Source organism: Mesocryomonas fontinalis (assembly GCF_055730125.2).
The window spans coordinates 1,013,719-1,037,496 of sequence record NZ_JBUZWG020000001.1 but is presented as its reverse complement, the minus strand read 5'-3'; the positions used below and the strand labels follow the sequence as shown (position 1 = coordinate 1,037,496).

21 protein-coding genes are annotated in these 23,778 nt (G+C 67.4%); 16 read left to right on the top strand and 5 right to left on the bottom strand.

Annotated elements, in window-relative coordinates; translation table 11 throughout:
- The 3 genes from ACZL02_RS04750 to ACZL02_RS04740 all read left to right on the top strand — a co-directional run bounded on the left by ACZL02_RS04750 (position 1) and on the right by ACZL02_RS04740 (position 5,041).
- Entirely contained in the window at positions 1-822 is an 822-nt protein-coding gene (locus tag ACZL02_RS04750; protein ID WP_472931713.1) for an ABC transporter permease, read from the top strand.
- A complete protein-coding gene (locus ACZL02_RS04745) occupies positions 819-2,453 on the top strand; it encodes an ABC transporter ATP-binding protein (RefSeq protein WP_472939007.1) in 1,635 nt (544 codons plus the stop codon). Before ACZL02_RS04750 ends, ACZL02_RS04745 begins: the two co-directional genes overlap by 4 nt.
- A gap of 584 nt (positions 2,454-3,037) precedes the next feature.
- The gene (locus ACZL02_RS04740; protein ID WP_472939006.1) at positions 3,038-5,041 is read left to right on the top strand and encodes a CocE/NonD family hydrolase; all 2,004 of its coding nucleotides are present in this window, start codon (positions 3,038-3,040) and stop codon (positions 5,039-5,041) included.
- Positions 5,042-5,077: 36 nt separating this feature from the next.
- On the opposite strand, the gene ACZL02_RS04735 is transcribed toward ACZL02_RS04740, so the two are convergent.
- Both ACZL02_RS04735 and ACZL02_RS04730 read right to left on the bottom strand, forming a co-directional pair.
- Positions 5,078-5,980, bottom strand: a complete 903-nt coding sequence (locus ACZL02_RS04735) for an alpha/beta hydrolase (RefSeq protein WP_472939005.1) — start codon at positions 5,978-5,980, stop codon at positions 5,078-5,080.
- Between the two features lie 132 nt (positions 5,981-6,112).
- On the bottom strand, positions 6,113-6,808 hold the full coding sequence (locus ACZL02_RS04730) for a TetR/AcrR family transcriptional regulator (RefSeq protein WP_472939004.1): 696 nt from the start codon (positions 6,806-6,808) through the stop codon (positions 6,113-6,115).
- A gap of 188 nt (positions 6,809-6,996) precedes the next feature.
- Between ACZL02_RS04730 and ACZL02_RS04725 the strand changes: the two genes are divergently transcribed.
- The 11 genes from ACZL02_RS04725 (at position 6,997) to ACZL02_RS04675 (ending at position 18,813) form a co-directional block, all read left to right on the top strand.
- Entirely contained in the window at positions 6,997-8,061 is a 1,065-nt protein-coding gene (locus ACZL02_RS04725) for an efflux RND transporter periplasmic adaptor subunit (protein ID WP_496258416.1), read from the top strand.
- Positions 8,058-9,131 carry an efflux RND transporter periplasmic adaptor subunit gene (locus tag ACZL02_RS04720; RefSeq protein ID WP_472939002.1) on the top strand — a complete coding sequence of 358 codons (1,074 nt, stop codon included), beginning with the start codon at positions 8,058-8,060 and terminating at the stop codon, positions 9,129-9,131. Before ACZL02_RS04725 ends, ACZL02_RS04720 begins: the two co-directional genes overlap by 4 nt.
- Positions 9,128-12,238 carry an efflux RND transporter permease subunit gene (locus ACZL02_RS04715; protein WP_472939001.1) on the top strand — a complete coding sequence of 1,037 codons (3,111 nt, stop codon included), beginning with the start codon at positions 9,128-9,130 and terminating at the stop codon, positions 12,236-12,238. The genes ACZL02_RS04720 and ACZL02_RS04715 overlap by 4 nt, the downstream gene beginning before the upstream one ends.
- 165 nt (positions 12,239-12,403) lie before the next feature.
- Positions 12,404-12,604, top strand: coding sequence for a hypothetical protein (locus tag ACZL02_RS04710; protein ID WP_472939000.1), 201 nt, complete (start codon positions 12,404-12,406; stop codon positions 12,602-12,604).
- A gap of 117 nt (positions 12,605-12,721) precedes the next feature.
- Positions 12,722-13,180, top strand: coding sequence for an RrF2 family transcriptional regulator (locus tag ACZL02_RS04705; RefSeq protein WP_472938999.1), 459 nt, complete (start codon positions 12,722-12,724; stop codon positions 13,178-13,180).
- A 64-nt stretch (positions 13,181-13,244) separates the two neighbouring features.
- Positions 13,245-14,639, top strand: a complete 1,395-nt coding sequence (locus ACZL02_RS04700) for an FAD/NAD(P)-binding protein (RefSeq protein WP_472938998.1) — start codon at positions 13,245-13,247, stop codon at positions 14,637-14,639.
- 138 nt (positions 14,640-14,777) lie between these two features.
- Positions 14,778-15,407 (top strand): RBBP9/YdeN family alpha/beta hydrolase, encoded by a 630-nt coding sequence (locus ACZL02_RS04695; protein ID WP_472938997.1) that lies wholly within the window; start codon positions 14,778-14,780, stop codon positions 15,405-15,407.
- A 72-nt stretch (positions 15,408-15,479) separates the two neighbouring features.
- The gene (locus ACZL02_RS04690) at positions 15,480-16,010 is read left to right on the top strand and encodes a flavin reductase family protein (protein ID WP_472938996.1); all 531 of its coding nucleotides are present in this window, start codon (positions 15,480-15,482) and stop codon (positions 16,008-16,010) included.
- 155 nt (positions 16,011-16,165) lie between these two features.
- Entirely contained in the window at positions 16,166-17,119 is a 954-nt protein-coding gene (locus ACZL02_RS04685; protein WP_472938995.1) for a sulfonate ABC transporter substrate-binding protein, read from the top strand.
- A gap of 85 nt (positions 17,120-17,204) precedes the next feature.
- On the top strand, positions 17,205-17,966 hold the full coding sequence (locus ACZL02_RS04680; RefSeq protein WP_472938994.1) for an ABC transporter permease subunit: 762 nt from the start codon (positions 17,205-17,207) through the stop codon (positions 17,964-17,966).
- A 28-nt stretch (positions 17,967-17,994) separates the two neighbouring features.
- The gene (locus ACZL02_RS04675; RefSeq protein ID WP_472938993.1) at positions 17,995-18,813 is read left to right on the top strand and encodes an ABC transporter ATP-binding protein; all 819 of its coding nucleotides are present in this window, start codon (positions 17,995-17,997) and stop codon (positions 18,811-18,813) included.
- A gap of 43 nt (positions 18,814-18,856) precedes the next feature.
- On the opposite strand, the gene ACZL02_RS04670 is transcribed toward ACZL02_RS04675, so the two are convergent.
- Both ACZL02_RS04670 and ACZL02_RS04665 read right to left on the bottom strand, forming a co-directional pair.
- Complete coding sequence (locus ACZL02_RS04670; protein ID WP_472938992.1) at positions 18,857-19,687, bottom strand: transglutaminase-like domain-containing protein; 831 nt, start codon at positions 19,685-19,687, stop codon at positions 18,857-18,859.
- A gap of 142 nt (positions 19,688-19,829) precedes the next feature.
- The gene (locus ACZL02_RS04665; RefSeq protein ID WP_472938991.1) at positions 19,830-21,011 is read right to left on the bottom strand and encodes an amidase; all 1,182 of its coding nucleotides are present in this window, start codon (positions 21,009-21,011) and stop codon (positions 19,830-19,832) included.
- Positions 21,012-21,189: 178 nt separating this feature from the next.
- On the opposite strand from ACZL02_RS04665, the gene ACZL02_RS04660 reads away from it, so the two are divergent.
- Together ACZL02_RS04660 and ACZL02_RS04655 are read left to right on the top strand one after the other, a co-directional pair.
- Positions 21,190-22,407, top strand: coding sequence for an acyl-CoA dehydrogenase (locus tag ACZL02_RS04660; protein WP_472938990.1), 1,218 nt, complete (start codon positions 21,190-21,192; stop codon positions 22,405-22,407).
- 233 nt (positions 22,408-22,640) lie between these two features.
- On the top strand, positions 22,641-23,141 hold the full coding sequence (locus ACZL02_RS04655) for a DUF427 domain-containing protein (RefSeq protein WP_472938989.1): 501 nt from the start codon (positions 22,641-22,643) through the stop codon (positions 23,139-23,141).
- A gap of 3 nt (positions 23,142-23,144) precedes the next feature.
- On the opposite strand, the gene pncA is transcribed toward ACZL02_RS04655, so the two are convergent.
- Entirely contained in the window at positions 23,145-23,777 is a 633-nt protein-coding gene (gene pncA, locus ACZL02_RS04650; RefSeq protein ID WP_472938988.1) for a bifunctional nicotinamidase/pyrazinamidase, read from the bottom strand.
- Position 23,778: the final 1 nt, after the last annotated feature.

Below are 23,778 nucleotides of genomic sequence, written 5' to 3'. Positions count from 1 at the left end.
ATGCGCCTGCGCAGCATCCCCGTCTCGGCCTGGATCGGCTTTGCCGGCATCGCCCTCGCGCTCTTTTGCGCCCTCTTCGCGCCCTACATCGCGCCCTATGGCGAGCGCGAGGTGGTGGGCGAGGTCTGGGAGCCGATGGGCGCGACCTTCCTTCTTGGCACCGACAATCTTGGCCGCGACCTTCTCTCGCGTCTGATCTTCGGCGCCCAGACGACGATCCTCGTGGCTTCCTGCGCGACGCTCCTGTCGTTCTCGCTCGGCGTGCTGCTGTCGTTCACCGCCGCTGTGCTGAAGGGCTGGACCGACCAGGCGCTGTCGCGGCTGAACGATCTGATGATGGCGATTCCGACGCTGATCTTCGCGCTGGTGGTGCTGGCCGTGCTGCCGCAGAAGCTGTGGATCCTGATCTCGGTGATGGCGGTGCTGGATAGCACCCGCGTCTTCCGGCTCGGGCGGGCGGTGGCGACCGACATCGTGGTGATGGACTTCGTCGAGGCGGCGCGGCTGCGCGGCGAAGGAACCGGCTGGATCATTTTTCGCGAGATCCTGCCGAATGCCTTGTCGCCGCTGCTGGCCGAGTTCGGTCTGCGCTTCGCCTTCTCGGTGCTGTTCCTGTCGACGCTCTCCTTCCTCGGCCTCGGCATCCAGCCGCCGGACGCCGACTGGGGCGGCATGGTCAAAGACAACAAGGACGGCATCATCTTCGGCATCTCGGCGGCGCTGATCCCGGGGGCGGCGATCGCCTTCCTCGCCATCTCCGTCAACCTCGTCGTCGACTGGCTCCTGAACCGGACCTCCAGCCTGAAGGGAGGCCGCGGATGACCGGCGACCTTTTGCGCGTCCGCGACCTGAAGATCGAGGCGCGGATCTACCCGCCCGGCGAGGCGCCGCGCGACATCACCATCGTCCACGGCGTCTCCTTCGACCTCCAGAAGGGCAAGGTGCTCGGGCTGATCGGCGAGTCCGGCGCCGGCAAGTCGACCATCGGTCTTGCGGCCCTCGGCTACGGCCGCGGCGGCATCACGCTGTCGGGCGGCACGGTGACGCTGAACGGCGTCGACCTCATCGGCTGCGGCGCCAAGGGCCTGCGCCAGCAGCGCGGCGCGAAGGTCTGCTACGTCGCGCAGTCGGCGGCGGCCGCGTTCAATCCGGCCTACCGGCTCGGCGACCAGATGATCGAGGCGGCGCTGAAGCACGGGCTGATGACCCGCGATGAAGCGCGCAAGAAAGCCGACCACCTGTTCAAAATTCTCGGCCTGCCGAGCCCCGACACCTTCGGCCGACGCTATCCGCACCAGGTTTCCGGCGGCCAGCTGCAGCGGGCGATGACGGCGATGGCGCTCCTCCCCTCGCCCGACCTCATCGTCTTCGACGAGCCGACCACAGCACTCGACGTGACAACGCAGATCGACGTGCTCGTCGCGATCAAGCGGGCGATCGAGGACACCGGAACGGCCGCGATCTACGTCACGCACGACCTCGCCGTCGTCGCGCAGATCGCCGACGACATCATGGTGCTGCAGCACGGCAAGACGGTGGAATACGGCACCACGCGGCAGATCCTCGAAGCCCCCGCGATGGAGTACACGCAAAAGCTCGTCGCCATCCGTCACAACGCCAAGGACGAGGCGCCAGACCAGAGCGACCGGTTGCTGACGATCGACCACGTCGACGCCGGCTACCCCTCCGGCCTGCGCGTTCTGCATGGCGTCTCCATGCACCTACCGAAAGGCCAGACGCTCGCCGTCGTCGGCGAGTCCGGCTCGGGCAAGTCGACGCTGGCGCGGGTGATCACCGGGTTGCTGCCCGCCCAGAACGGGCGTATCGTCTTCAAGGGCCGCGAGCTGCCGGCCAAGCTCAAGGACCGTCAGCGCGAGGATCTGCGCAAGATCCAGATGATCTACCAGATGGCCGATACGGCGATGAACCCGCGGCACACCGTCGCCGAGATCATCGGACGGCCGCTGACTTTCTATTTCGGCCTGCGCGGGGCCGCCAAGCGTGCCCGGGTGAACGAGCTGCTGGAGGAAATCGAGCTCGGCGGGAACTTCGCCGACCGCTTTCCGGCCGAGCTGTCCGGTGGCCAGAAGCAGCGCGTGGCGATCGCCCGGGCGCTCGCCGCAAAACCCGAACTGATCCTCTGCGACGAGCCGACCTCGGCGCTCGACCCACTGGTCGCCGACGGCATCCTGAAACTCCTGATGCGGCTGCAGAAGGAGACGGACGTCTCCTACCTCTTCATCACCCACGACATCGCCACCGTGCGCGCCATCGCCGACAGCGTGGCGGTGATGCACCGCGGCAAGCTGGTGCGCTTCGGCCCGAAATCGAAGGTGCTGCAGCCGCCGTTCGACGATTATACCGACCTCTTGCTGAAGTCGGTGCCGGAGATGCGGGTCGGCTGGCTGGAAGAGGTGCGGGACCAGCGGCGGATGGCGGCAGCGGGGAATTAGGGGAGTGCCGCAATGCCTCCCAATCCCAGGCTCCCGCTTACGGAGGCGGGACGCGAGCAGATCAAACTGCGGGCAACGTTTCTTAACGGAATTGCCGTTGCGACCTTTGCTGTCGGAACACTGACCACGCTGGCGAGAGCACTCCTGGACACCCCCGAAGGTCATACTGGCATTGCGGTGGGCGTCAGCTTGTCACTGGTTTGCTTTGTCACCAGCTGGGTCATACATATCGTCGCGTACAGACATTTGAGGGAGTTGGATCGATGACGGTCGACCAAATCATCCTGTTGTCGATAGTGCCTTTCGGCGCACTGTTGATACTGGCGCTCTCCTGCTTGCAGATAAAATTGATGCCTCCGTCGCGGGCATTACCAACCCGTGCAGCAGCGAGAAAACGCGGCTCAGCTCCCGACGAATAGCTGCACAGGCCGGATTTCCAACCCAGCGCCGATCGCAACCCGACGGGGACGGCAAGATCATGCGAGCAAGGGCTGGCGGTCGTCGATGCGCGCGCTGCTCGGGTTTTTGTCGACTTTCGGTGCGATCGTAAAATCCCTCATCCCCCCACAGCCTCCGAGACCCGCATGCCCTACAGCGTCATAGAGAACACCTGGATCCCGCTTGCCGACGGCACGAAGCTCGCCGCCCGCATCTGGATGCCGGAGGGCGCCACGTCCGTTCCGGCGGTGCTGGAATACCTGCCGTATCGCAAGCGCGACGGGACCTGCCTGCGCGACGAAGCGACCTATCCGACCTTTGCCGAGGCAGGCTATGCCGGGGTGCGCGTCGACATTCGCGGGTCCGGCGAATCCGACGGGGTGATCGACGGGGAGTATACGCCGCGCGAACTCTCGGACGCGCTGGAGGTGATCGACTGGATCGTCGCGCAGCCCTGGTCTTCCGGCGCCGTCGGCATGATGGGCATCTCCTGGGGTGGGTTCAATTGCCTGCAGGTGGCGGCACTGAAACATCCGGCGCTGAAGGCGGTGATCTCGCTCGCCTCGACCGTCGACCGCTACAATGACGACATCCACTACAAGAACGGATGCCACCTTTCGGCGCAGCTGTCCTGGGCGTCGAACATGCTGGCCTACCAGTCGCGCGCGCCGGACCCTGCCATCGTCGGCGACCGCTGGAAGGCGATGTGGCTGGAACGGCTGGAGGGCGAGCCGTTCATGCTGGAGGAATGGCTGCAGCACCAGCGGCGCGACGCGTTCTGGCAGCATGGCTCGATCGGCGAGGATTTCGGCGGCTTCCCGGTGCCGGCGCTGGTGATCGCCGGCTGGGCCGACGGCTACCGCAACACGCCGCTGAAGGCGGTCGAGGGACTGGGCGACCGCGCCAAGGCGCTGATCGGCCCGTGGGTGCACAAGTATCCGCATTTTGCCTTTCCGAAGCCGCGGACGGACTTCCTCGGCGAAGCCGTAAAGTGGTGGGACCGCTGGCTGAAGGGCACCGAGAACGGCATCGAGGCGCTGCCGCAGGTACGGGCCTACATCCTCGACGGTCCGAAGCCGGCCCGCCGCCGCGACGCGGATCCCGGCCGCTGGGTGGCCGTGGAGACGTGGAAGGCGCCGGAGACGCTGGAGTTGCACGGAAACCTTGGCCGGACGCTTGTGGCGGAGACGGCGGCGAGCGGCATGGATACGGCGGCGGCAGGCGTCGCCGAGGCGCACTACCTCAAATCGCCCGAGGATACCGGCACGATGTCGGGCGAGTACTTCACGCTGAAGCCGGACGCCGAGATGGCCGGCGACCAGCGGCTGGACGATGCCGGATCGCTGGTGTTCGACACCGCCGTCCTCGCCGAGCCGATAGAGATCCTCGGCCAGCCCCGTCTCTCCGTGACGCTGACGCCGGAGACCGCGTCCGGCAACCTCATCGCCCGCCTCGTCGACGTGCATCCCGACGGGACGGCGACGCGGGTCGCCTTCGGCGTCCTCAACCTCACCCACCGCGGCGGCAATGCCGCGCCTGAAGCGCTGACGCCCGGCGAGCCGGTGACCGTGCAGCTTGCGCTCGATGCCTGCGGCTACCGCTTCAACGCGGGCCACAGCCTGCGGCTGTCACTGTCCACCGCCTACTGGCCGATGGTGCTGCCGGGGCCGGCGGATGGCGGGGTGACGATCGAGACCCAGGGGCTTGTCCTGTCCCTGCCCCTACTTGGCGATGCCCGGACGATCGATATCCCCGCGCCGGCCAACCCGAACCCGCTGCCGACCTACATCGAGCATGCGCCGTCGGTGACGCGGCGGGCGGTAGAGCGCGACCTCGGCGCCGGCGTCACCCACTACCATATCCTGGAAGACACCGGCCTGTTCGAGCACCCGGACACCGGGCTCTCGACCCGCCAGGTGCGCGACGAGACCTGGTCGATCGCCCCGGACGATCCGCTGTCGATGACGGGCGAGTCGCGCTGGATCACCGAGATGGTCCGCGAAGGGTGGTCGACGCGGACGACGACGGTCGCGCGCATCGCCTGCACGGCGAGCGACTGGCTGATCTCGGCCGAGGCAGTGGCCTTCGAGGGCGACGCCGAGATCCACCGCAAGACCTGGGAACGGACGATCGCGCGCGATTTCATGTAGGGCGCGAGGGATAGGACGCCGTTCGGCACCTCGTCCTCATCGCGCCAGCGCGGCGATACCGTTGCACAGCGCGTCGAAAGCAGCGGCAGCGCTCGGGCTGAGATGGCGGGCGCGCAGCCAGGCATGCACCATCTGCGGCTCCTCGCGGAAGGTGACGTCGACGCCGGCCTCGGCGAGGCGCGCGGCATAGCGCCTGGCGTCGTCCCGCAGCGGATCGAAGTGTGCGGCGGTGATGTAGGCCGGCGGCAGGCCTTCGAAGCGCTGGGCCCGCAGCGGATGGGCGACGACGTCGTCCTCACGGGCCGCGTAGACGCTGCGGTAGTAGGCGACGTCGGCGGTGGTGAGGCCTGGCGCCTCCGCCATCTCGTCATAGGAGCCGGTCGCGAGGTCGCCGCCGAGGCCGGGATAGATCAACACCTGTCCCACCACGCCGAACAGCCCCTCGGAGCGAGCGCGGACCGTCAGGCCCGCAGCCAGGTTGCCGCCGGCGCTGTCGCCGATGACCACGACGCGGCGGCCGTCGACCAGCAATTGCCTGAGCACCTGCATGGCGTCGTCCGACGCGGCGGGGTGGCAATGTTCGGGCGCAAGCCGGTAATCGACGGCAACGAGTTTGGCGCCGGCCGCCTCCGCGATCTCGGCGGTGATGGCGTGGTGGCTGTCGAGCGAGCCGACGACGAAACCGCCGCCGTGCAGATAGAGAAGCGTCGCCACCGCGGTGCGCCGCGCCGGGCGATAGAACCGGACGGGAATGCCACAGAGGAAACTGTCCTCGACGGCGAGGCCCTCCGGCAGCGGTGCGGCGAAACCTTTGCACATTTCGTCATACCACCGGCGCTGCTGGTCGATCGCGGCGTCGACCGCGTCCGGCGGATAGAAGCCGTCGACTCGGGCCTGGTAGGCAAGGATTTCCGGCTCGGTCGGCGATGGCGGGCGCATGGGCGAACTCCGTGGGCGATGCCCGACGGGGTAGCGCGTCAGGCGCACGAAGCCAATTGGCGACCGCGGGACGTCAGATCCAATGCCCTGTCTGCCTCACTCCAGAGCGATGCTGCGCGCCCTGGCGCCGCTTCAGGCAGCGGCCGACGGATTGGTGCCAGGCACGGCGTAGGCGGCGAGGAAGAGCGCGATGCCGCTGTCGACCCGCTTCTGCACGTCGGCGGCCCGCATCGGCTCGAGGCCGAGCATCTCGTGCATCGGGATCTCGCAGGAAATCAGGGCCAGGAACTGGACGGCGGCGAGATGCGGATCGGGCACGGCGAGGCGGCCGCGGGCGTCGGCCTCCCGGAGGAAGGCGCCGATGCGACCGTGCAGCACGCGCGGACCCGCCTCGAAGAAGATGCGGCCGAGTTCGGGAAAGCGCGGCACCTCCGCGACGATGACGCGGTAGAGCCCCATCGCGGTGCCGGTGACGAACATGCCGACGAAATTGCGCGCGATCGTCTTCAGCACGGCCTCGATGTCGTCCGTGGCTCTGCCTTCCGTCCAGATGTCGCCGGAGATGCCGATGCACTGCTCCTCGACCAGAGCGGCAAACAGCGCCTCCTTGCTGGCGAAGTGGGCATAGAGGGTCGCCTTCGACACCTTGGCCGCGCGCGCGATGGCATCGGTCGAGACGGCGTCATAGGGCTGCGCGAGAAACAGCCGGTGGGCTGCGTCCATCAGCTGGGCGACTTTGGCATTGGATCGGTCCGGCGACTTGCAGAGGCCGGAGAAGCACGCCGCGATCGATTCCTTGATGCGCGAGCGTCCGGGGGTATTGACCATGAAACGGCAATTCTTCAGGTCCGAGAGAAGACGATTGACACTTCTCAATCTGGACGGCATCAGTCAAGACTGAACTGAACGGTTCAGTTCTATTTTTACCTCTCGAGGCTTCGATGCGCCCGATCTCCCCTTCCCGCCGATCCCCCTTCCGCCTCCTCAATCCCCGCAGTTCGAAGCGGGCGGGCCTGATGCTCGCTCTCCTCGGCGCGGCTTCGCTGGGGGCCTGCGGCGATGAGGCCCCTATACCACCGCCAAAGCTGACGCCTGTGCGCGGCGAGACGGTGGTGCGCAAGCCGTTCGCCCCGACGGTGACCCTGACCGGCTCGATCGCCGCCCGGATCGAGAGCAACCAGTCCTTCCGCACCAGTGGCCGTATTGCCAACCGGCTGGTCGATGTCGGCGATCACGTGGAAAAGGGCCAGGTTCTGGCGACGCTTGATACCGAGGAGCAGCAGGCGGACCTTGCCGCGGCGAAGGCCAGCCTTGGCGCCGCCGAGGCGACGCTGCGCCAGGCACAGACGACGCTCGATCGGCAGAAGCAGCTGCTGACGGGCGGCTACACCACCAAAAGTTCCTACGACAATGCCGCCGAGGCGGCTCAGACGGCCGAGGGAACGCTGGTCGCGGCGAAGGCGGACGTCGCCACCAACGAGGATCAGCTGGCCTACACCTCGCTGCGCGCCGATGCAGCCGGCATCATCACCGCCCGCAGCGCCGAGGCCGGCCAGGTCGTCGATGCTGCGCAGACGATCTTCAGCCTGGCGCAGGATGGCGAGCGACAGGCAGTCTTCGACGTCTATGAATCCCTCCTGTCGAAATCGCCGACGGACGGCAAGGTGGCCGTGAGCCTCGTCAACGATCCCACCGTGACGGTGACCGGCAAGGTCGACGAGATCGCGCCGATCTTCGACACGACCGGCGGCACGGTGCGGGTCAAGGTCGGCCTCGGCGCCAACCTGCCACCGGCCATGACACTCGGTGCCGCGGTGGCGGGCTTCGCTACGCTGGAGCGGCACGATGCCATCACCTTGCCATGGACCTCGCTGTCCTCCGACCTCGGCAAGCCGGCGGTCTGGGTCGTCGATACCGCGACCAACAAGGTTGCGCAGCGTCAGATCGTCATCGAGCGCTATCGAACGGGCGAAATCCTCGTCGAGGACGGCCTAAAATCGGGGGACGTGGTCGTGACCGCTGGGGCGCAATTGCTGCGCGAAGGCCAGGTCGTCGCTCTGGACATGGGAGCCGCCCAGTGAGAAACGCCCTCTTTCTCGCCCTTCTGGCTACGGTCACACTCGCGGGCTGCAGCGAGGAGGCAGCGCCGCCGCCGCCCATCCGGCCCGTGCTCTCCGTCGTCGCCGCACCGCAGACGATCGCCGATCGCGGCTTCTCCGGCACGGTCCAGCCGCGCTATTCGACCGAGCGCGCCTTCCGCATTCTCGGCCGCATCGTCACGCGCGACGTGGACGTCGGCGACACCGTGGTTCCCGGCCAGTTCCTGGCGGCCCTTGATCCGACCGTTCAGGACCTCGCGGTCCGGTCGCTCGAGGCGGAGCTCTCGAAATCCACCGCCCAGCTGACCAATGCGACCTCGACCGAGAGCCGGCAGAAGCAGTTGCTGGCGCGCACCGCCTCGACGCAGTCGGATCTCGATGCCGCCGTGCAGTCGCGCGAGTCGGCCGATGCCGCGGTCACCACGGCGCGCTCCAACCTTTCCAAGGCGAAGGAGCAGCTCGGCTACACACGGCTGATCTCCGATACCGCAGGCGTCGTGACCGCGACCGGGGCGGAAGTCGGGCAGGTCGTGGCCGCCGGGACGACCGTCATCACCATCGCCCAGGCCGAAGTGCGCGAAGCCGTCGTCGACGTCCCCGACGACATCGCCAAGGAAACCCGGCTCGGCGACACGTTCGACGTGACGCTGCAGATCAACCCGAGCGTCAAGGCGGCCGGCAGGGTGCGCGAGATCGCACCGCAGGCAGATGCCACGACGCGGACCCGCCGCATCAAGATCACCCTCGACAACCCGCCGTCCACCTTCCGGCTCGGCACCACCATCACCGCGGCACGGCGCATCACCGGATCGGCCGGGATCGCGCTGCCGGCGACAGCCATCCTCGACAAGGACGGCAAGGCATCGGTCTGGGTCGTCGACCCCGCGGCGATGACCGTGGCGACGCGCCCGGTCACGCTCACCGGGAAGGAGAGCCAGGGCATAGTGACGATCGGCACCGGCGTCGATGCCGGCATGCGGGTCGTGACGGCCGGCGTGCACAGCCTGGAAGAGGGGCAGAAGGTCAAGCTGAGCGAAGGAGCCGTCCCATGAACGGATTCAATCTTTCCGAATGGGCGCTGCGGCACCGCTCGCTGATCTGGTACTTCATGCTGGTCTCGTCGCTGGCGGGGGTGATGTCCTACATCAACCTCGGCCGCGAAGAGGACCCGAACTTCACCATCAAGACCATGATCATCACGGCGCAGTGGCCGGGTGCCTCGGTCGAGGACACGATCAACCAGGTCACCGACCGCATCGAGAAGAAGCTCGAGGAACTCGACCAGCTCGACTACGTCCGCAGCCAGACGACGCCCGGCTCGACCACGATCTTCGTCAACGTGCGCGACACCATTCAGGGCGACGAGGCCGTGGGCGCGGCCTGGATCCGCGTGCGCAACATCATCGCCGACATCAAGGGCGAGATGCCGTCCGGCGTCCAGGGCCCCTTCTTCAACGACAGTTTCGGCGACGTCTACGGCAACATCTACGCCTTCACCGCCGACGGCCTGAGCCAGCGCCAGATGCGCGACTATCTGGAAGCGGCGCGCGCCAAGATCCTGACAGTGCCGAACGTCGGCAAGGTCAATCTGATCGGCGCGCAGGACGAGGTGGTCTACCTCGAATTCTCGACGCGCAAGACCGCCGCGCTCGGCATCAGCCAGTCGACGATCGTCACGGCGCTGCAGGAGCAGAACGCGATCTCGCCTTCGGGCGTGATCGAAGCGAACGGCGAGCGCATCTCGGTGCGCGTCAACGGTCAGTTCTCGTCCGAGGACAGCCTGCGCGGCGTCAATCTCTGGATCAACAACCGCTTCTTCCGGCTGTCGGACGTCGCGACCATCACGCGGGGCTACGTCGACCCGCCGACATCGCTGTTCCGCTACAACGGCCAGCCTTCGATCGGCCTGTCGATCGGCATGAAGCCGGCGGCGAACCTTCTGGAGTTCGGCGAGGCGCTGACCGAGGAAATGCGCCAGATCGAGGCGGATCTGCCCGTCGGCGTCGGCATCCACAAGGTCTCGGACCAGCCGAAGGTCGTCGAGGAGGCGGTCGGCGGCTTCACCAAGGCGCTGGCAGAGGCGGTGATCATCGTCCTCGTCGTGTCCTTCATCAGCCTCGGCATGCGCGCCGGCTTCATCGTGGCGCTGTCGATCCCGCTGGTGCTGGCGATCACCTTCGTCTTCATGGAGATCTTCGGAATTTCACTGCAGCGCATCTCCCTCGGCGCGCTGATCATCGCCCTCGGCCTGCTCGTCGACGACGCGATGATCGCGGTCGAGATGATGGTGGCGCGGCTCGAGGTCGGCGATACGCTGCACAAGGCGGCGACCTACGTCTACACCTCGACCGCCTTCCCGATGCTCACCGGCACGCTGGTGACGGTGGCCGGCTTCATCCCCGTCGGCCTCAACAACAGTGGCGCCGGCGAATTCACCTTCACGCTCTTCGTCGTCATCGCAGTGTCGCTGCTGGTGTCCTGGGTGGTGGCGGTGCTGTTCGCGCCACTCCTCGGCGTCACTTTCCTGCCGAAGACGATGAAGAACAAGCACGAGAAGCCGGGCCTCTTCACCCGCAGCTTCCGCGCCATCCTGCTGCTCTGCATGCGGCTGAGGTACCTGACGATCCTCGTCACCATCGGCCTGTTCGCGACCGCCATCTACGGCATGGGCTTCGTGCAGCAGCAGTTCTTCCCCTCCTCCGACCGGCCGGAGGTGATCGTCGACTGGACGGCGCTGCAGAGCGGCTCGATCACCGAGACGCGGGCGCAGATGGACCGCTTCGAGAAGAACCTCGTCGGCGACGAGGACATCGACTTCTGGTCCTCTTATGTCGGCCAGGGCGCCGTGCGCTTCCTGCTCTCCTACGACGTGCCGCCGGCCAGCCCTAACTTCGGCCAGATCGTCATCATGACCAAGAGCCTGGAGGCGCGCGAGCGCGTCCGCGCGCGGCTGAACGCGATTGCCGAAAAGGAGTTCGTCGGCACGGACGTCTTCGTCCACGCGCTCGACATCGGCCCGCCGGTCGGCCGCCCGGTGCAGTACCGGATCAGCGGCCCGGACATCCAGACGCTGCGCGGCTATGCGCAGGACGTTGCCGGCATCGTCGCCGACAACCGCAATATCGGCCAGATCATCTACGACTGGAACGAGCCGGCACGGGTGGTGAAGGTCAACGTGCTGCAGGACAAGGCCGCGCAGCTCGGCGTGACCTCCGAGGACATCGCCTCGGTGCTGAACGGCATCGTCGGCGGTTCGACGGCGACGCAGATCCGCGACTCGATCTATCTCGTCGATGTCGTCGGCCGCGCCATGCCGTCGGAGCGCTCGTCGATCGAGACGTTGGAAAACCTGCAGATCTCCGCCCGCGACGGCACCGTCATCCCGCTCGCCGCGGTGGCGACCTTCCGCTACGAGCTAGAGCAGCCCTTGGTCTGGCGGCGCGGCCGGCTGCCGACCATCACGGTCAAGGCGGCGTTGGCAACGGCGGTGCAGCCGGCGACGGCGGTCGCCGAGATTCAGCCCAAGCTCGATGAATTCACCGCCAAGCTGCCGGCCGGCTACAGCATCGCCATCGGCGGCGCGGTGGAGGAGAGCGGCAAGGGCCAGGGACCGATCGTCAAGATCGTTCCGCTGATGCTGTTCGCGATGGCGACGATCCTGATGTTCCAGCTGCAGAGTTTCCAGCGGCTGTTCCTGGTGGTCGCGGTGGCGCCGCTCGGGCTTATCGGCGTCGTCGCTGCGCTGCTGCCCTCCGGGGCACCGATGGGCTTCGTCGCGATCCTCGGCATTCTGGCGCTGATCGGCATCCTGATCCGCAACTCGGTGATCCTGATCGTCCAGATCGAACACCTGATCTCGGAGGGCGTGGCCAAGTGGGATGCGGTGCTGGAGGCGACCGAGCACCGGATGCGGCCGATTCTCCTCACCGCGGCCGCCGCCTCGCTGGCGCTGATCCCGATCTCCCGCGAGGTGTTCTGGGGGCCGATGGCCTACGCGATGATGGGCGGCATCATCGCCGGAACCGTGCTGACGCTGCTGTTCCTGCCGGCGATGTACGTCGCCTGGTTCCGGATCAAGGAAACGCCGAAGCCGACGGGCAAAGACGCTGTGGAGCCGATGCCGGCGACGCCGCCGATCGAAGGTCCGGCCACCGCCTGACGCATGTCACGGAGGCACCGACACACAGAGGCCGGCGGACAGCGCCGGCCTCTGGAGGGTAAGATGAGCCGGAGTGAGAGCGCGGTCTCCGGCGTCGAAAAGTGCTCCGCTTGACATAAAGCTACAAACGCTATGGACTGATCTCCAAATGGGAGACGACATCCAATGCGAACATCCCTCACCCACACCCGCGATGCGCTCGGTCTCATCGGCGCTGTCACGCTCATCCTCTACATCGTCGTCGTGCCGCACCGTCCGGAAAGCGAGGGTCCCGGCGGCGGCTTGCGGACGGTCGCGATCGATCAGGCCGAGATGCCCCGCGAAAACCACCGTGTTGCGGAAGCGACTCTGGAGGTGCAGCCATGACGGAATTTTCAACCACGAAATGCCATTTTACTGGGCATATCCGACCCCTTAATCTATACCGCCGCTCTATAGATAATCTCGACACCAGAGCGGCAGTGTGGAAGGCGCAGGCAGACGATGCTGACCATGAAGGGCAAGTATGGCCTCAAGGCCATGATGCATCTCGCGGCGGTTTCAGAGGGACGGCTGACGCTGTCGGACGAGATCGCCAAGAGCAACAACATCTCGAAGAAGTTCCTCGACGCCATCCTCGGCGATCTCCGCAATGCCGGCTTCGTGCATGCCCGCAAGGGTCGCAACGGCGGCTATGCGCTGTCGCGTCCGCCGGGCGAAATCCGGGTCGGCCACATCTTGCGGGTTCTCGACGGACCGTTGGCGCCGATCTCCTGCGCCAGTCGAACGGCCTACCGGCGTTGCGACGACTGCAAGGACGAGCAGGCCTGTTCGGTGCGGCTGGTGATGCTGGAGGTGCGCAACGCCATCTCGGCCGTGCTGGACGAGAAGACGCTGTCGGAAATGCGCGACATGCCGGGCGACATCGACCTCGGCGCGGACGAACTGGCCGCTCTGGCCTAAGCGGTTCCGTCGTCGCCAGGACCCGACCGGCCGATCTGGACCGTTCGTGCGGGAGGGCCGCGGCATGACCGGCAAGCGCATCATCATCGTCGGCGGCGGCGCCAGCGGCACGATCCTCGCGGCGCGGCTACTCGGGCGGGACGGCAGCCGCGTCAAGGTCGCGATCATCGAGCAACGGCCGGAGATCGGCCGCGGCATCGCCTACTCCACGCAGCAGCGCGACCACATCCTCAACACCCGCGCCGGCTCGATGAGCGCCTTCGCCGAGGACAGCGAGCACTTCTGGCGCTGGCTGATCGAGACCGGCGCGCCGGACGACCTCCGCTGCTCCGATCCGTTCTGCTTCGTCTCGCGCAGCCTCTATGGCCGCTATCTCGGCGATCTGCTGAAACCTTGGCTGGCGGAGACCGGCGACGGCCGCCTGGAGATCGTCTCCGGCGAGTGCACCGGCATTCGCACCACGGCGGGCGGCGTCGTCGTCGATCTCGCCGACAACACCAGCCATATCGGCCATGCCGCCGTGCTGGCGACCGGGCACGCGGTGCCGGGGTTTGCCGCCGGGAGCCCCTATATCGGGGCGTGGTCGACGCCGGCCGAAGCCGGCATCGGACCGGACGATCTGGTGCTGATCCTCGGCACCGGCCTGTCGATGGTCGATGCGGTGATCCAGCTTGCCAACGAGGGACACCGCGGCAAGATCACCGCACTGTCGCGTCGGGGACTGCTGCCGCGGGTCCACAAGCGCAATACGCCGATCCGCATCGACGCCGCCGACGTGCCTTTCGGTACCGAGATTTCCTATCTGCTGCACTGGTTCAGGCAGACCGTCGTCTGGGCGAGCGAGCGCGGCGGCGACTGGCGGGACGTGGTCGACGGCATCCGCCCGCATACCGCCAAGCTCTGGCAATCGCTGACGCCCGAGGCGAAGAAGCGCTTCCTGCGCCATGTCCGGACGTTCTGGGAGGTGCACCGCCACCGCCTGCCACCGGAGAGCGAGGTGAAGATCCGCGCGGCCGCGACACGGGAGCGGCTCGACATCGTCACCGGCTACTTTCAGGGCGTCGAGACGACGGAGCGGGGTGTCGAGGTACGGTTTCGCCGGCGGGGCGCCGCGGTTGCCGAGACCCTCTCGGTCGGCAAGGTCATCGACTGCACCGGCATCCTGCGCGATGTCACCCAGCACCGGGAAGGCCTGATCGCCAGCCTGATCGAGCGCGGCCTGGCCCGGCCGGACGCGCTGAAGATCGGAATCGACGTCGACGAGCAGTGCGCGGTGGTCAACCAGGCGGGTCAGGCCTCGCCGACCCTCTTCGCCGTCGGCCCGGTGACGCGGGCACGGTTCTGGGAGGTGACGGCGATCCCCGACATCCGCCTGCAATGCGCCGTGTTGGCAGAGCGTCTTCACGCCGTGCTCCAGGACGCGCCGAGGGCGGCCGCCCCGCTCTCCTTGCTCCGCTGAGGAGAAGAGTGTCAGCGGAGCCGCAGAAGTTTACCCCATAAATCTAGCAATATAGTATTTTGTTCTTTTCCAGCACCGACGGCGTCCCCTACCTTGCCTGCAGATCGAACGAGGCTTCGGGACAAGGAGGACTGGCTGATGATCCACACGCTCATCATTCCTGGCTATCACGGGTCGCCGGCGGGACACTGGCAGCGCCATTGGGCCGCCGACAATCCGCTGGTGGAGATCGTCGAGCAGGAGGACTTCGATCATCCGGTCCTCACCTACTGGCTGCATGTCCTCGAAATGCATCTGTCCTCCGCCCCGGGGGCGGTGCTGGTCGCCCATAGCCTCGGTTGCGCCCTCGTCGCCCACCTCGCTGGCCGACCGTCTGCCGCCCATATCGGCGGAGCGCTTCTGGTCGCGCCGGCCGATGCCGACGGGTTCGCCGGAGAGGACGAGGGATTTGCCGACTTCGCGCCGCTGCCGACCGCCGCCTTGCCGTTTCCCTCGATCGTCGTGGCCAGCCGCAACGATCCGTTCATGACTTATTCGCGGGCCACCGCACTCGCCAGGCTTTGGGGCGCCGGCCTCGTCGACCTCGGTGAGGCCGGCCACATCAACGTCGCCAGCGGCTACGGCCCCTGGCCCGACGGCGTGATCCTTGCCGAGGCCCTGCGCGGGCGCCAGACGCAGGCGCAGACCGTGCCTCCGTCACGCCCATCCTTGCCGGAAGCCGCCTTCCTCGCCCGCCGCGACGCCGTCACGCTCCGACCGACGGGGTAAGCCGCGCCGATACTGGGGGCCCGTCGATCCGGCGGGTCTCAATCCTTGCAACTTCCGCATTCCGGAGCCGCCATGTCCGCATCCGCCGTCCTCACCCGGCTTTCGCCACTTCCCGCCCCAGGGCATGCCGGGCTGAAGGCCGCTATGCGCCACCTCGTCGGCGGCGTCTCGGTGGTGACCGCCGGACGCGGCGACAGCCGAACCGGGGCCACCGTGACATCCGCCCATTCGCTGTCGATGGAGCCGGAAACCATGCTGGTGTCGATCAATCTCGCCTCCTCGACCTGGCCGGCCATTCGCGACGGCGGCCATTTCTGCGTCAACATCCTGGAGGCTGGCCAGCAGGAGATTGCGGACCGGTTTGCCGGGCGGGGCGGCCTGAAGGGCGCCGACCGCTACCAGGGCGCCGACTGGATCGTGCTCGAGACCGGCGCCCTGGCCCTGGACGGCGCCCTCGCCTCGATCGACTGCGAGGTCGAGCATATCGTCGAGCGACACAGCCATGCGCTGGTCTTCGGCCGGGTGCGCGCCGTCGTCACCGGGCACGGCGCGGCGCTTGTCTACAGCCACGGTCGCTACGGCGTTCACCCCGGCGCCGACTGATCCGCCCGGCCGGCGGGCTCCCGAACCGCCCGGCCAGCGGCGCGCCGCTCGCCATGTCCTCCCGATGGCGAGCGGCGCCTCTCCCCATCGTCACAGCACCGCCTCTCACAGCATCGCCCGCACAGCATCTCTCATCTCAACAAAGGAAACCTCGGATGTCCCTCAAATCCTTCCTCGTCGGCGCGGCCTCCCTGGCGCTCCTTGCCGCTTCGAGCTTCTCGGCGACCGCTGCCGACCTCAAGGAGTTCAATGTCGGCTTCCAGAAGAACGGCGTCCTCGTCGTGGCGCGCAACCAGCAGCTGATCGAGAAGGCGCTGGCCGACGAGGGCATCAAGGTGAACTGGGTCGAGTTCCAGTCTGGCCCGCCGCTGCTGGAGGCCATGAACGTCGGCTCGATCGACTTCGGCACCACCGGCGACTCGCCGATCATCTTTGCCCAGGCGGCGGGTGCCGACGTCGTCTACGCCGCGGCGCTTCCCTCGACCGGCCGGAACTCGGCCATTCTCGTCCAGAAGGACAGCCCGATCCGGTCTGTCGCGGACTTGAAAGGCAAGAAACTGGCGTTCACCAAGGGCTCGAGTGCCCACAACGTCGCCGTTGCGGCGCTGGAGAAGGCGGGCCTCGGCTATGCCGACATCGAACCGGTCTATCTCAGCCCCGCCGATGCCGGGGCCGCGTTCTCGACCGGCTCGGTCGACGCCTGGAGCATCTGGGACCCCTTCTATGCCGGCGCCGAACTGAACTCCGACGCCCGCGTGCTGACGGCGGGGCCTGAGATCCTCGGCAAGACGAACTCCTTCTTCCTCGCCAATGGCAGCTTCGCGAAGGCGCATCCCGACGTGTTGCGGCAGGCGATCGGCGCGCTCGGCGAGGCCGGCAAGTGGGCGAACACCCACAAGGACGGCGTTGCCGAAGCGTTGAGCGCGGCGACGGGTGTGCCGATCGAGATCCAGAAGCTGACCGCCGAGCGCGGCGAGTTCACGGTGACGCCGGTGACCGACGACATCGTCAAAACCCAGCAGGAGGTCGCCGACCGGTTCGCCAAGCTCGGCCTGATCCCCGCGCCGATCGCCGTGCGCGACATCGTGTGGACGGCGCCACAAGGCTGAGCCCCGGGGCACCCTTCTGCCCCGTCTCCCAACCGCCCGCCCGCCGCGCCAGCCGGCCGCGCGGGCGGCAGATGCAGGATCGATCATGACGAAGACGACCGACCGGGCGTTGCCCTTTCTTGTGCCGCTGGCCGTGCTCGCGGCGTGGCAGATCGCCAGCCAGACCGGCTATGTCCCGAAGAACGTTCTGCCGGCGCCGACGGCGGTGTTCGATGCCTTCATCCGCCTTGCCGGCAATGGGCAGTTGGCCGAGCATATGCGGGTCAGCGTCGGACGCGCGCTCAGCGGGTTCCTCGTCGGCGGCGCCATCGGCTTCGCGCTCGGCCTTGCCAATGGGCTGTCGCGGATGTCGGAGACCGTCCTCGACACCTCGGTTCAGATGATCCGCAACATTCCGCACCTCGCGCTCATCCCGCTGGTCATCGTCTGGTTCGGGATCGGCGAGGAGGCCAAGCTGTTCCTCGTCGCGCTCGGCGTGTTCTTCCCGGTCTACGTCAACACCTTTCACGGCATCCGCTCGGTCGATCCGCAGCTGATCGAGATGGCGCGGGTCTATGGCGCCGGACCGGGCGAGCTGTTTGCGTGGGTCATTCTGCCGGGCGCCTTGCCGTCGATCCTCGTCGGCGTGCGCTTCGCGCTCGGCATCATGTGGCTGACCCTGATCGTCGCCGAGACGATCTCGGCCTCTTCCGGCCTCGGCTACATGGCGATGCAGGCGCGCGAGTTCATGCAGCTCGACGTCGTGATCCTCGCCATCTTGATTTACGCCGCCCTCGGCAAGCTCGCCGACAGCGTGGTGCGCCTTGCCGAACGTCGGGCGCTCTCCTGGAACCCGGCCTACCGCTAACTCCCCGCAACATCCCGGAGGACCCGACATGGACGCTGCCTTCTTCCCGCCGCTCCTGCGTTTTGCCCGCGACAAGACCCTTGTCCAGCCGGTGACGGTATCGCGCTCCGTCGGTGCGGCCGTAAACGTGCGCGGCCTCTCCAAGCGCTATGGCAACAAGACGGTACTGGACGGCATCGACCTCGACATCCGGCCGGGCGAGTTCCTGGCGATCGTCGGGCGTTCGGGCTGCGGCAAGTCTACGCTGCTGCGGCTGCTGATGGGGCTGGAGCAGCCGGACGCCGGCCGGATCGAGATCGCCGGGAAACCTGCGCTCACTGCCGCCCGCGCGACGGGGCGTTTCCTGTTTCAGGAACCGCGCCTGCTGCCTTGGCAGCGGATCGTCGACAATGTCGCCCTCGGCACCGATAGCCAGCTGCCACGCGCTGCCCGGCGCAAACTCGCCGCCACCGCCTTGGAGGAGGTTGGGCTCGGCGACCGCGGTGGTGAATGGCCTTCCGTGCTATCTGGCGGTCAGCGGCAGCGCGTGGCACTGGCGCGCGCGCTGGTCAGCCACCCCGCCTTCCTCGCTCTCGACGAGCCGCTCGGCGCCCTCGATGCGCTGACCCGGATCGACATGCAGCGTTTTCTCGAGCGTGTCTGGCGAGATCAGGGCTTTACCGCCGTGCTGGTGACGCACGATGTGTCGGAGGCGGTGACGCTCGCGGACCGCATCGTGCTGATCGAAGACGGAAGGGTTGCGCTCGTTGTGCGCGTACCACTCGCCCGCCCACGGCAGCGTGGCACGCCGGAGTTCGGAGCGCTCGAGGCAAGGGTGCTCGGCAAACTCCTCGAACGCGCCGCCTGAAGCAGCGCGTTCGCTCATCGGCTGATCCGTCGCGACAGCCCAGCTACTGGGCGGCGATGGCGGAGGCCGGCAGGATCTCGTCGGTGATGACATCGAAGCGCGAGAGGTTCGACGGGCCGAAGCTCGTCGACAGCGCCACGTCGGTCGCGTCGCGGCCGATCGCCATCAGGATGCGGCCGATGCGCGGCGTGTTGTGGCGGGCATCGAACGTGTACCAGTGCCCGCCGAGATAGACCTCGAACCAGGCGCTGAAATCCATCGGCGACGGCATCGCGGGAACGCCGATATCGCCGAGGTAACCGGTGCAGTAGCGCGCCGGAATGTTCATGCAGCGGCAAAGTGTGACCGCAAGATGCGCAAAATCGCGGCAGACGCCGAAGCGACCGGTGTGGCCATCATGCGCGCTGCGGGTGGCGTCCGCCTTCTGGTAGTCGAAGGTGATGTGGTTGTGGACGTAGTCGCAGATCGCCTGCACGCGGCCCCAGCCGAAGGGCGTGTGACCAAAATTCTGCCAGGCGAAGTTTGCTAGCTTGTCGGTGTCGCAGTAGCGACTGCCGAGGAGATAGACGAGGACGTCGTCCGGCAGATCCTTGATGTCGTGCTGCACCGCATGCCAGGCCTGCACGTCCGGAAGCCCGGTATCGTAGATCTCGAACTCGGTCGAAATAGTGGTAACGCCGGGCTGCATCACGATGCGGCTGCAGGCGTTGCCGAAACCGTCAGTGTAGTCCCAGGCCTCGATCGGCCGGTCGAAGCTCAGCACCTGGTCGGTCAGGAGGTCGACGCGGCGCGAGGGATGGATGTTCAGCACCAGCAGCATCGGGGTGGGCTGCCAGACTTCGTAGGCGACGTGGAACCCTGCGCGTATCTTCATGCCACTCCCCGCGTGCAAGCTTTCAGGACGAAGGTTAACCCGTCACTCGTCCCCAAATGCAAGTGCCATGCCATCGGTTTCACGGTCCCGGGAATATTGCGCGCCCTTGGCGCTGGCCTCCCTCGGCGGGGATGGTAGCCGTTCAGCCGTTGGCGTCCGGCCAGAGGTTGGCGGCGAGCGCCAGCAGCGCGCGATCGGAGCCGCGCGGCCCGATGAGCGAAATGCCGAGCGGGCCGCCATCGAGCATGCCGGCGGGCGCGACGACCTGCGGCAGACCGGCAAGCCCCGCGACCGACAGCAAGGTCATGGCGCCGATGCGGAAGCTCTCGTTCACCTCCGGCGAGGCGACAAGCGGCACCGGCGCATCGGCCACCGCCGGCGCGAGCAGCACGCCGTCATGGCCAAGGCAGGCGTCCATCGCGGCGCGAAAGCGGCTGCGGGCGCGGTCCGCTGCCGCCTCCTGGTCGGCATCGATCGTGCGGGCGAGGGCCAGCCGCTCGCTGACCGGACCGCCCATGTGCCAGTTCCGCCCCTCCAGCCAGGGATCGATCTGCCGGACGATTTCCCGGGACTGCAGAATGCGGAAGGCGTCGAACACCTGGTGCGCCGGCATGTCGCCGAAGATCTCGACGGGCTCGGTGCGCACCTGCGCCGATGCCGATTCGAGCAGCGCCGCGGCGTCGGGCGCCAGCCTGGCGAACATGTCGGTCGCCCTCAGCAGCCGCGGAACGGGCAAAAGCGGCGCCGGGTCGTCGCCGAGGAGGACGTCGCCAATCCGCAGCAGCGTGGCCCCATCGCGGGCGAAGAAGCCGAGGGTGTCGAAGCCCGGCGCCAGCGCCATGCAGCCCTCGAGCGAGATCCTCCCTTGCGTCGGGCGAAAGCCCCAGAGGCCGCAGAAGCTTGCGGGCGCCCGAACCGAACCGCCGGTATCGGTGCCGATCGCGATATCGACGAGACCTGCCGCGACCGCCGCTGCCGAGCCCGAGGACGAGCCGCCGGGAATGCGGCCCGGCGCTTTGGTGTTCACCGGCGTGCCGAAATGCGGATTGGCACCGAACAGCGAATAGGCGATCTCGTCGGTCTGCGTCTTGCCGGCGAAAACCGCACCGGCGTCGAGCAGGCGCTGGATCGACGGCGCGGTCACCGCCTTGATGCCGCTCGCCGCCAGAATCGAGGGATTGCCGCAGCCGGTCGGGTACCCCGCGACGTCGAACAGGTCCTTCACCCCGAGGCGGAGGCCTTTCAGAGGGCCGTCGGCTGCGGCGGCAATGGCCGCCGGCGGATAGGGCAGGAAGGCGCGAACTGGATCGTGATCGAGCAGCATCGGGCTGTCCTTCGGGCGTTTCGGTGCGGCAACGGGCGCTGCCAAAGCCTTATAGCGGTCGCCTTACCTCGCCGCCAACGATCGCGGCAAACGAAGAGGGCTGGACCGACCGCTGTCAGAGGTCATAATGCGGCGACGGCGTTCGCCCGCGAACGCAGAGAAAGATAAGGCAGCGATCATGAGCCACGCGACGACGAGCGAGAGCCGGAAGCCCGAACCCGCCCGCTTCGACTGGACCGACCCCTTCCGTCTCGACGACCAACTGAGCGACGACGAGCGGATGATCTTCGAGACCGCCTGCGCCTATGCCGAGGAGAAGCTGCGGCCGCGGATCGTCGCCGCCTATCGCGACGAGAGCTTCGACCGTTCGATCTTCAACGAGATGGGCGAGCTCGGCCTGCTCGGCGTGACGCTGCCGGAGGAGTACGGCTGCGCAGAGGCCTCCTATGTCTCCTACGGCCTCGTCGCCCGCGCGGTCGAGCGCGTCGATTCGGGCTACCGGTCGATGATGTCGGTGCAGTCCTCGCTGGTGATGTATCCGATCTACGCCTATGGCGACGCTTCCCAGCGTCAGAAGTACCTGCCGAAGCTCGCCTCCGGCGAATGGATCGGCTGCTTCGGCCTGACCGAGCCCGAGGCGGGCTCCGACCCAGGCGGCATGACGACGCGGGCCGAGAAGGTGGCCGACGGCTACCGGCTCACCGGCGCCAAGATGTGGATCTCGAATTCCCCCGTCGCCGACGTCTTCGTCGTCTGGGCGAAGTCATCCGCGCATGACGATCAGATCCGCGGCTTCATCCTCGAAAAGGGCATGGCCGGTCTCTCGGCGCCGAAGATCACCGGCAAGCTGTCGCTGCGCGCCTCGATCACCGGCGAGATCGTGATGGATGGCGTGATCGTGCCGGAGGAGAACCTCCTGCCCAACGTCTCCGGCCTGAAGGGTCCTTTCGGCTGCCTCAACCGCGCCCGCTATGGCATTTCCTGGGGCACGATGGGTGCGGCGGAAGATTGCTGGCAGCGCGCCCGCGACTACACGATGGAACGCCGCCAGTTCGGCCGGCCGCTTGCCGCCACCCAGCTGATCCAGAAGAAGCTCGCCGACATGCAGACCGAGATCGCGCTCGGGCTGCAAGGCTCGCTGCGCGTCGGGCGGTTGTTCGACGAGGGCAAGATGGCGCCGGAGATGATCAGCCTCGTCAAGCGCAACAATTGCGGCAAGGCGCTCGACATCGCCCGGCAGGCGCGGGACATGCACGGCGGCAACGGCATCATGGGCGAGTATCACGTGATCCGCCATTCGCAGAACCTCGAGACGGTCAACACCTACGAGGGTACGCACGACGTTCACGCGCTGATTCTCGGCCGCGCGCAGACCGGGCTGCAGGCGTTCTTCTAGCGCTTGGCTACGCCGCGGTCCGTCCAGTGGTATGCACCGCAGGCTTTGGCTTGGACGAGGACACCGGCACTCCCGCCGGTGGTCCTCTTCCAAAACCGGAGTCGGATCAACCGGCTGGCGCCCGATCCTGACAGGGTTGTTCAGCTGCCTTCGAAACCAGGCGAGCGATCAGTTCGGGGTGATCGCGGCGAAGGCGTCTCGCCGTCGGGCGCCACGACGCTCATAGTGCCGGCATGTTCAAGCACCCACGCAGAGACACCCCCGCCCCCGGCCAGGAAAGCGTCTGGGACTTCCCGCGGCCGGCCCGGATCGAGCCGGTCGGCTTCCACCTCCGCGTGGACTTCGCGGGCCGGACGATCGCCGAGACGCGGCGGGGCATGCGGGCGATCGAGACGAGCCACCCGCCGTCCTATTATTTTCCGCCGGAAGACGTGGATACCGCGCTGCTGGTGCCCGCATCGACCCGGACACTCTGCGAGTGGAAGGGCGGCGCCTCCTACCATGACATCGTCGTCGGCGGGCGAACCGCGGAAGACGCGGCGTGGTCCTATCCGCGCCCGACATCGGACTTCCTCGCCGTCGCCGGATGGTTCGCCTTCTACCCTGGCCGCGTCGATGCCTGCTTCGTCGACGGCGAGACCGTGACCCCGCAGGCGGGCGACTTCTACGGTGGCTGGATCACGCGCCATGTCGCCGGCCCGTTCAAGGGACCGCCGGGCACGCGCGGCTGGTAGACGTCAGCCGTGGATGTCGGCAGAGGTTGCGAGCACGACGCCAGCCTCCGTCATCTCGGCCATCGCCCTCGCCAGCGAGCCGTCGACATCGATGGCCCGGCAGGCTTCCTCGATGAGCACGACGTCGAAACCTGCGGCGCGGGCATCGAGCGCCGTCCAGGCGACGCAGAAGTCGGTCGCCAGACCGGCGAGAAAGAGGCGCGCAACGCCGCGCTCGCGGAGATAGGCACCGAGACCTGTTCGCGTCGCGCGGTCAGCCTCCATCAGGCCGGAATAGCTGTCGACGTCGGCATGGAAACCCTTGCGAACGATCGCCTGGGCACCGCGGAGATCGAGCCGCGGGTGGAAGTCGGCGCCCGCGCTGCCCTGGATGCAGTGGTCCGGCCACAGCACCTGGAGGCCGTAAGGCAGCGTGATCGTCTCGAAGGGCCGGCGGCCATGCGTCGAGGCAAAGGAGATATGGCCGGACGGGTGCCAGTCCTGCGTCACCGCGGTGTTGCCGAAGCGCGGTGCAAGGGCGTTGATGACCGCAACGACCGCATCGCCATCGCTCACCGCCAGCGCACCACCGGGGCAGAAGTCGTTCTGCACATCGATGACCACCAAGGCGTCGCGGGCACTCTCAAGCTCGATCATC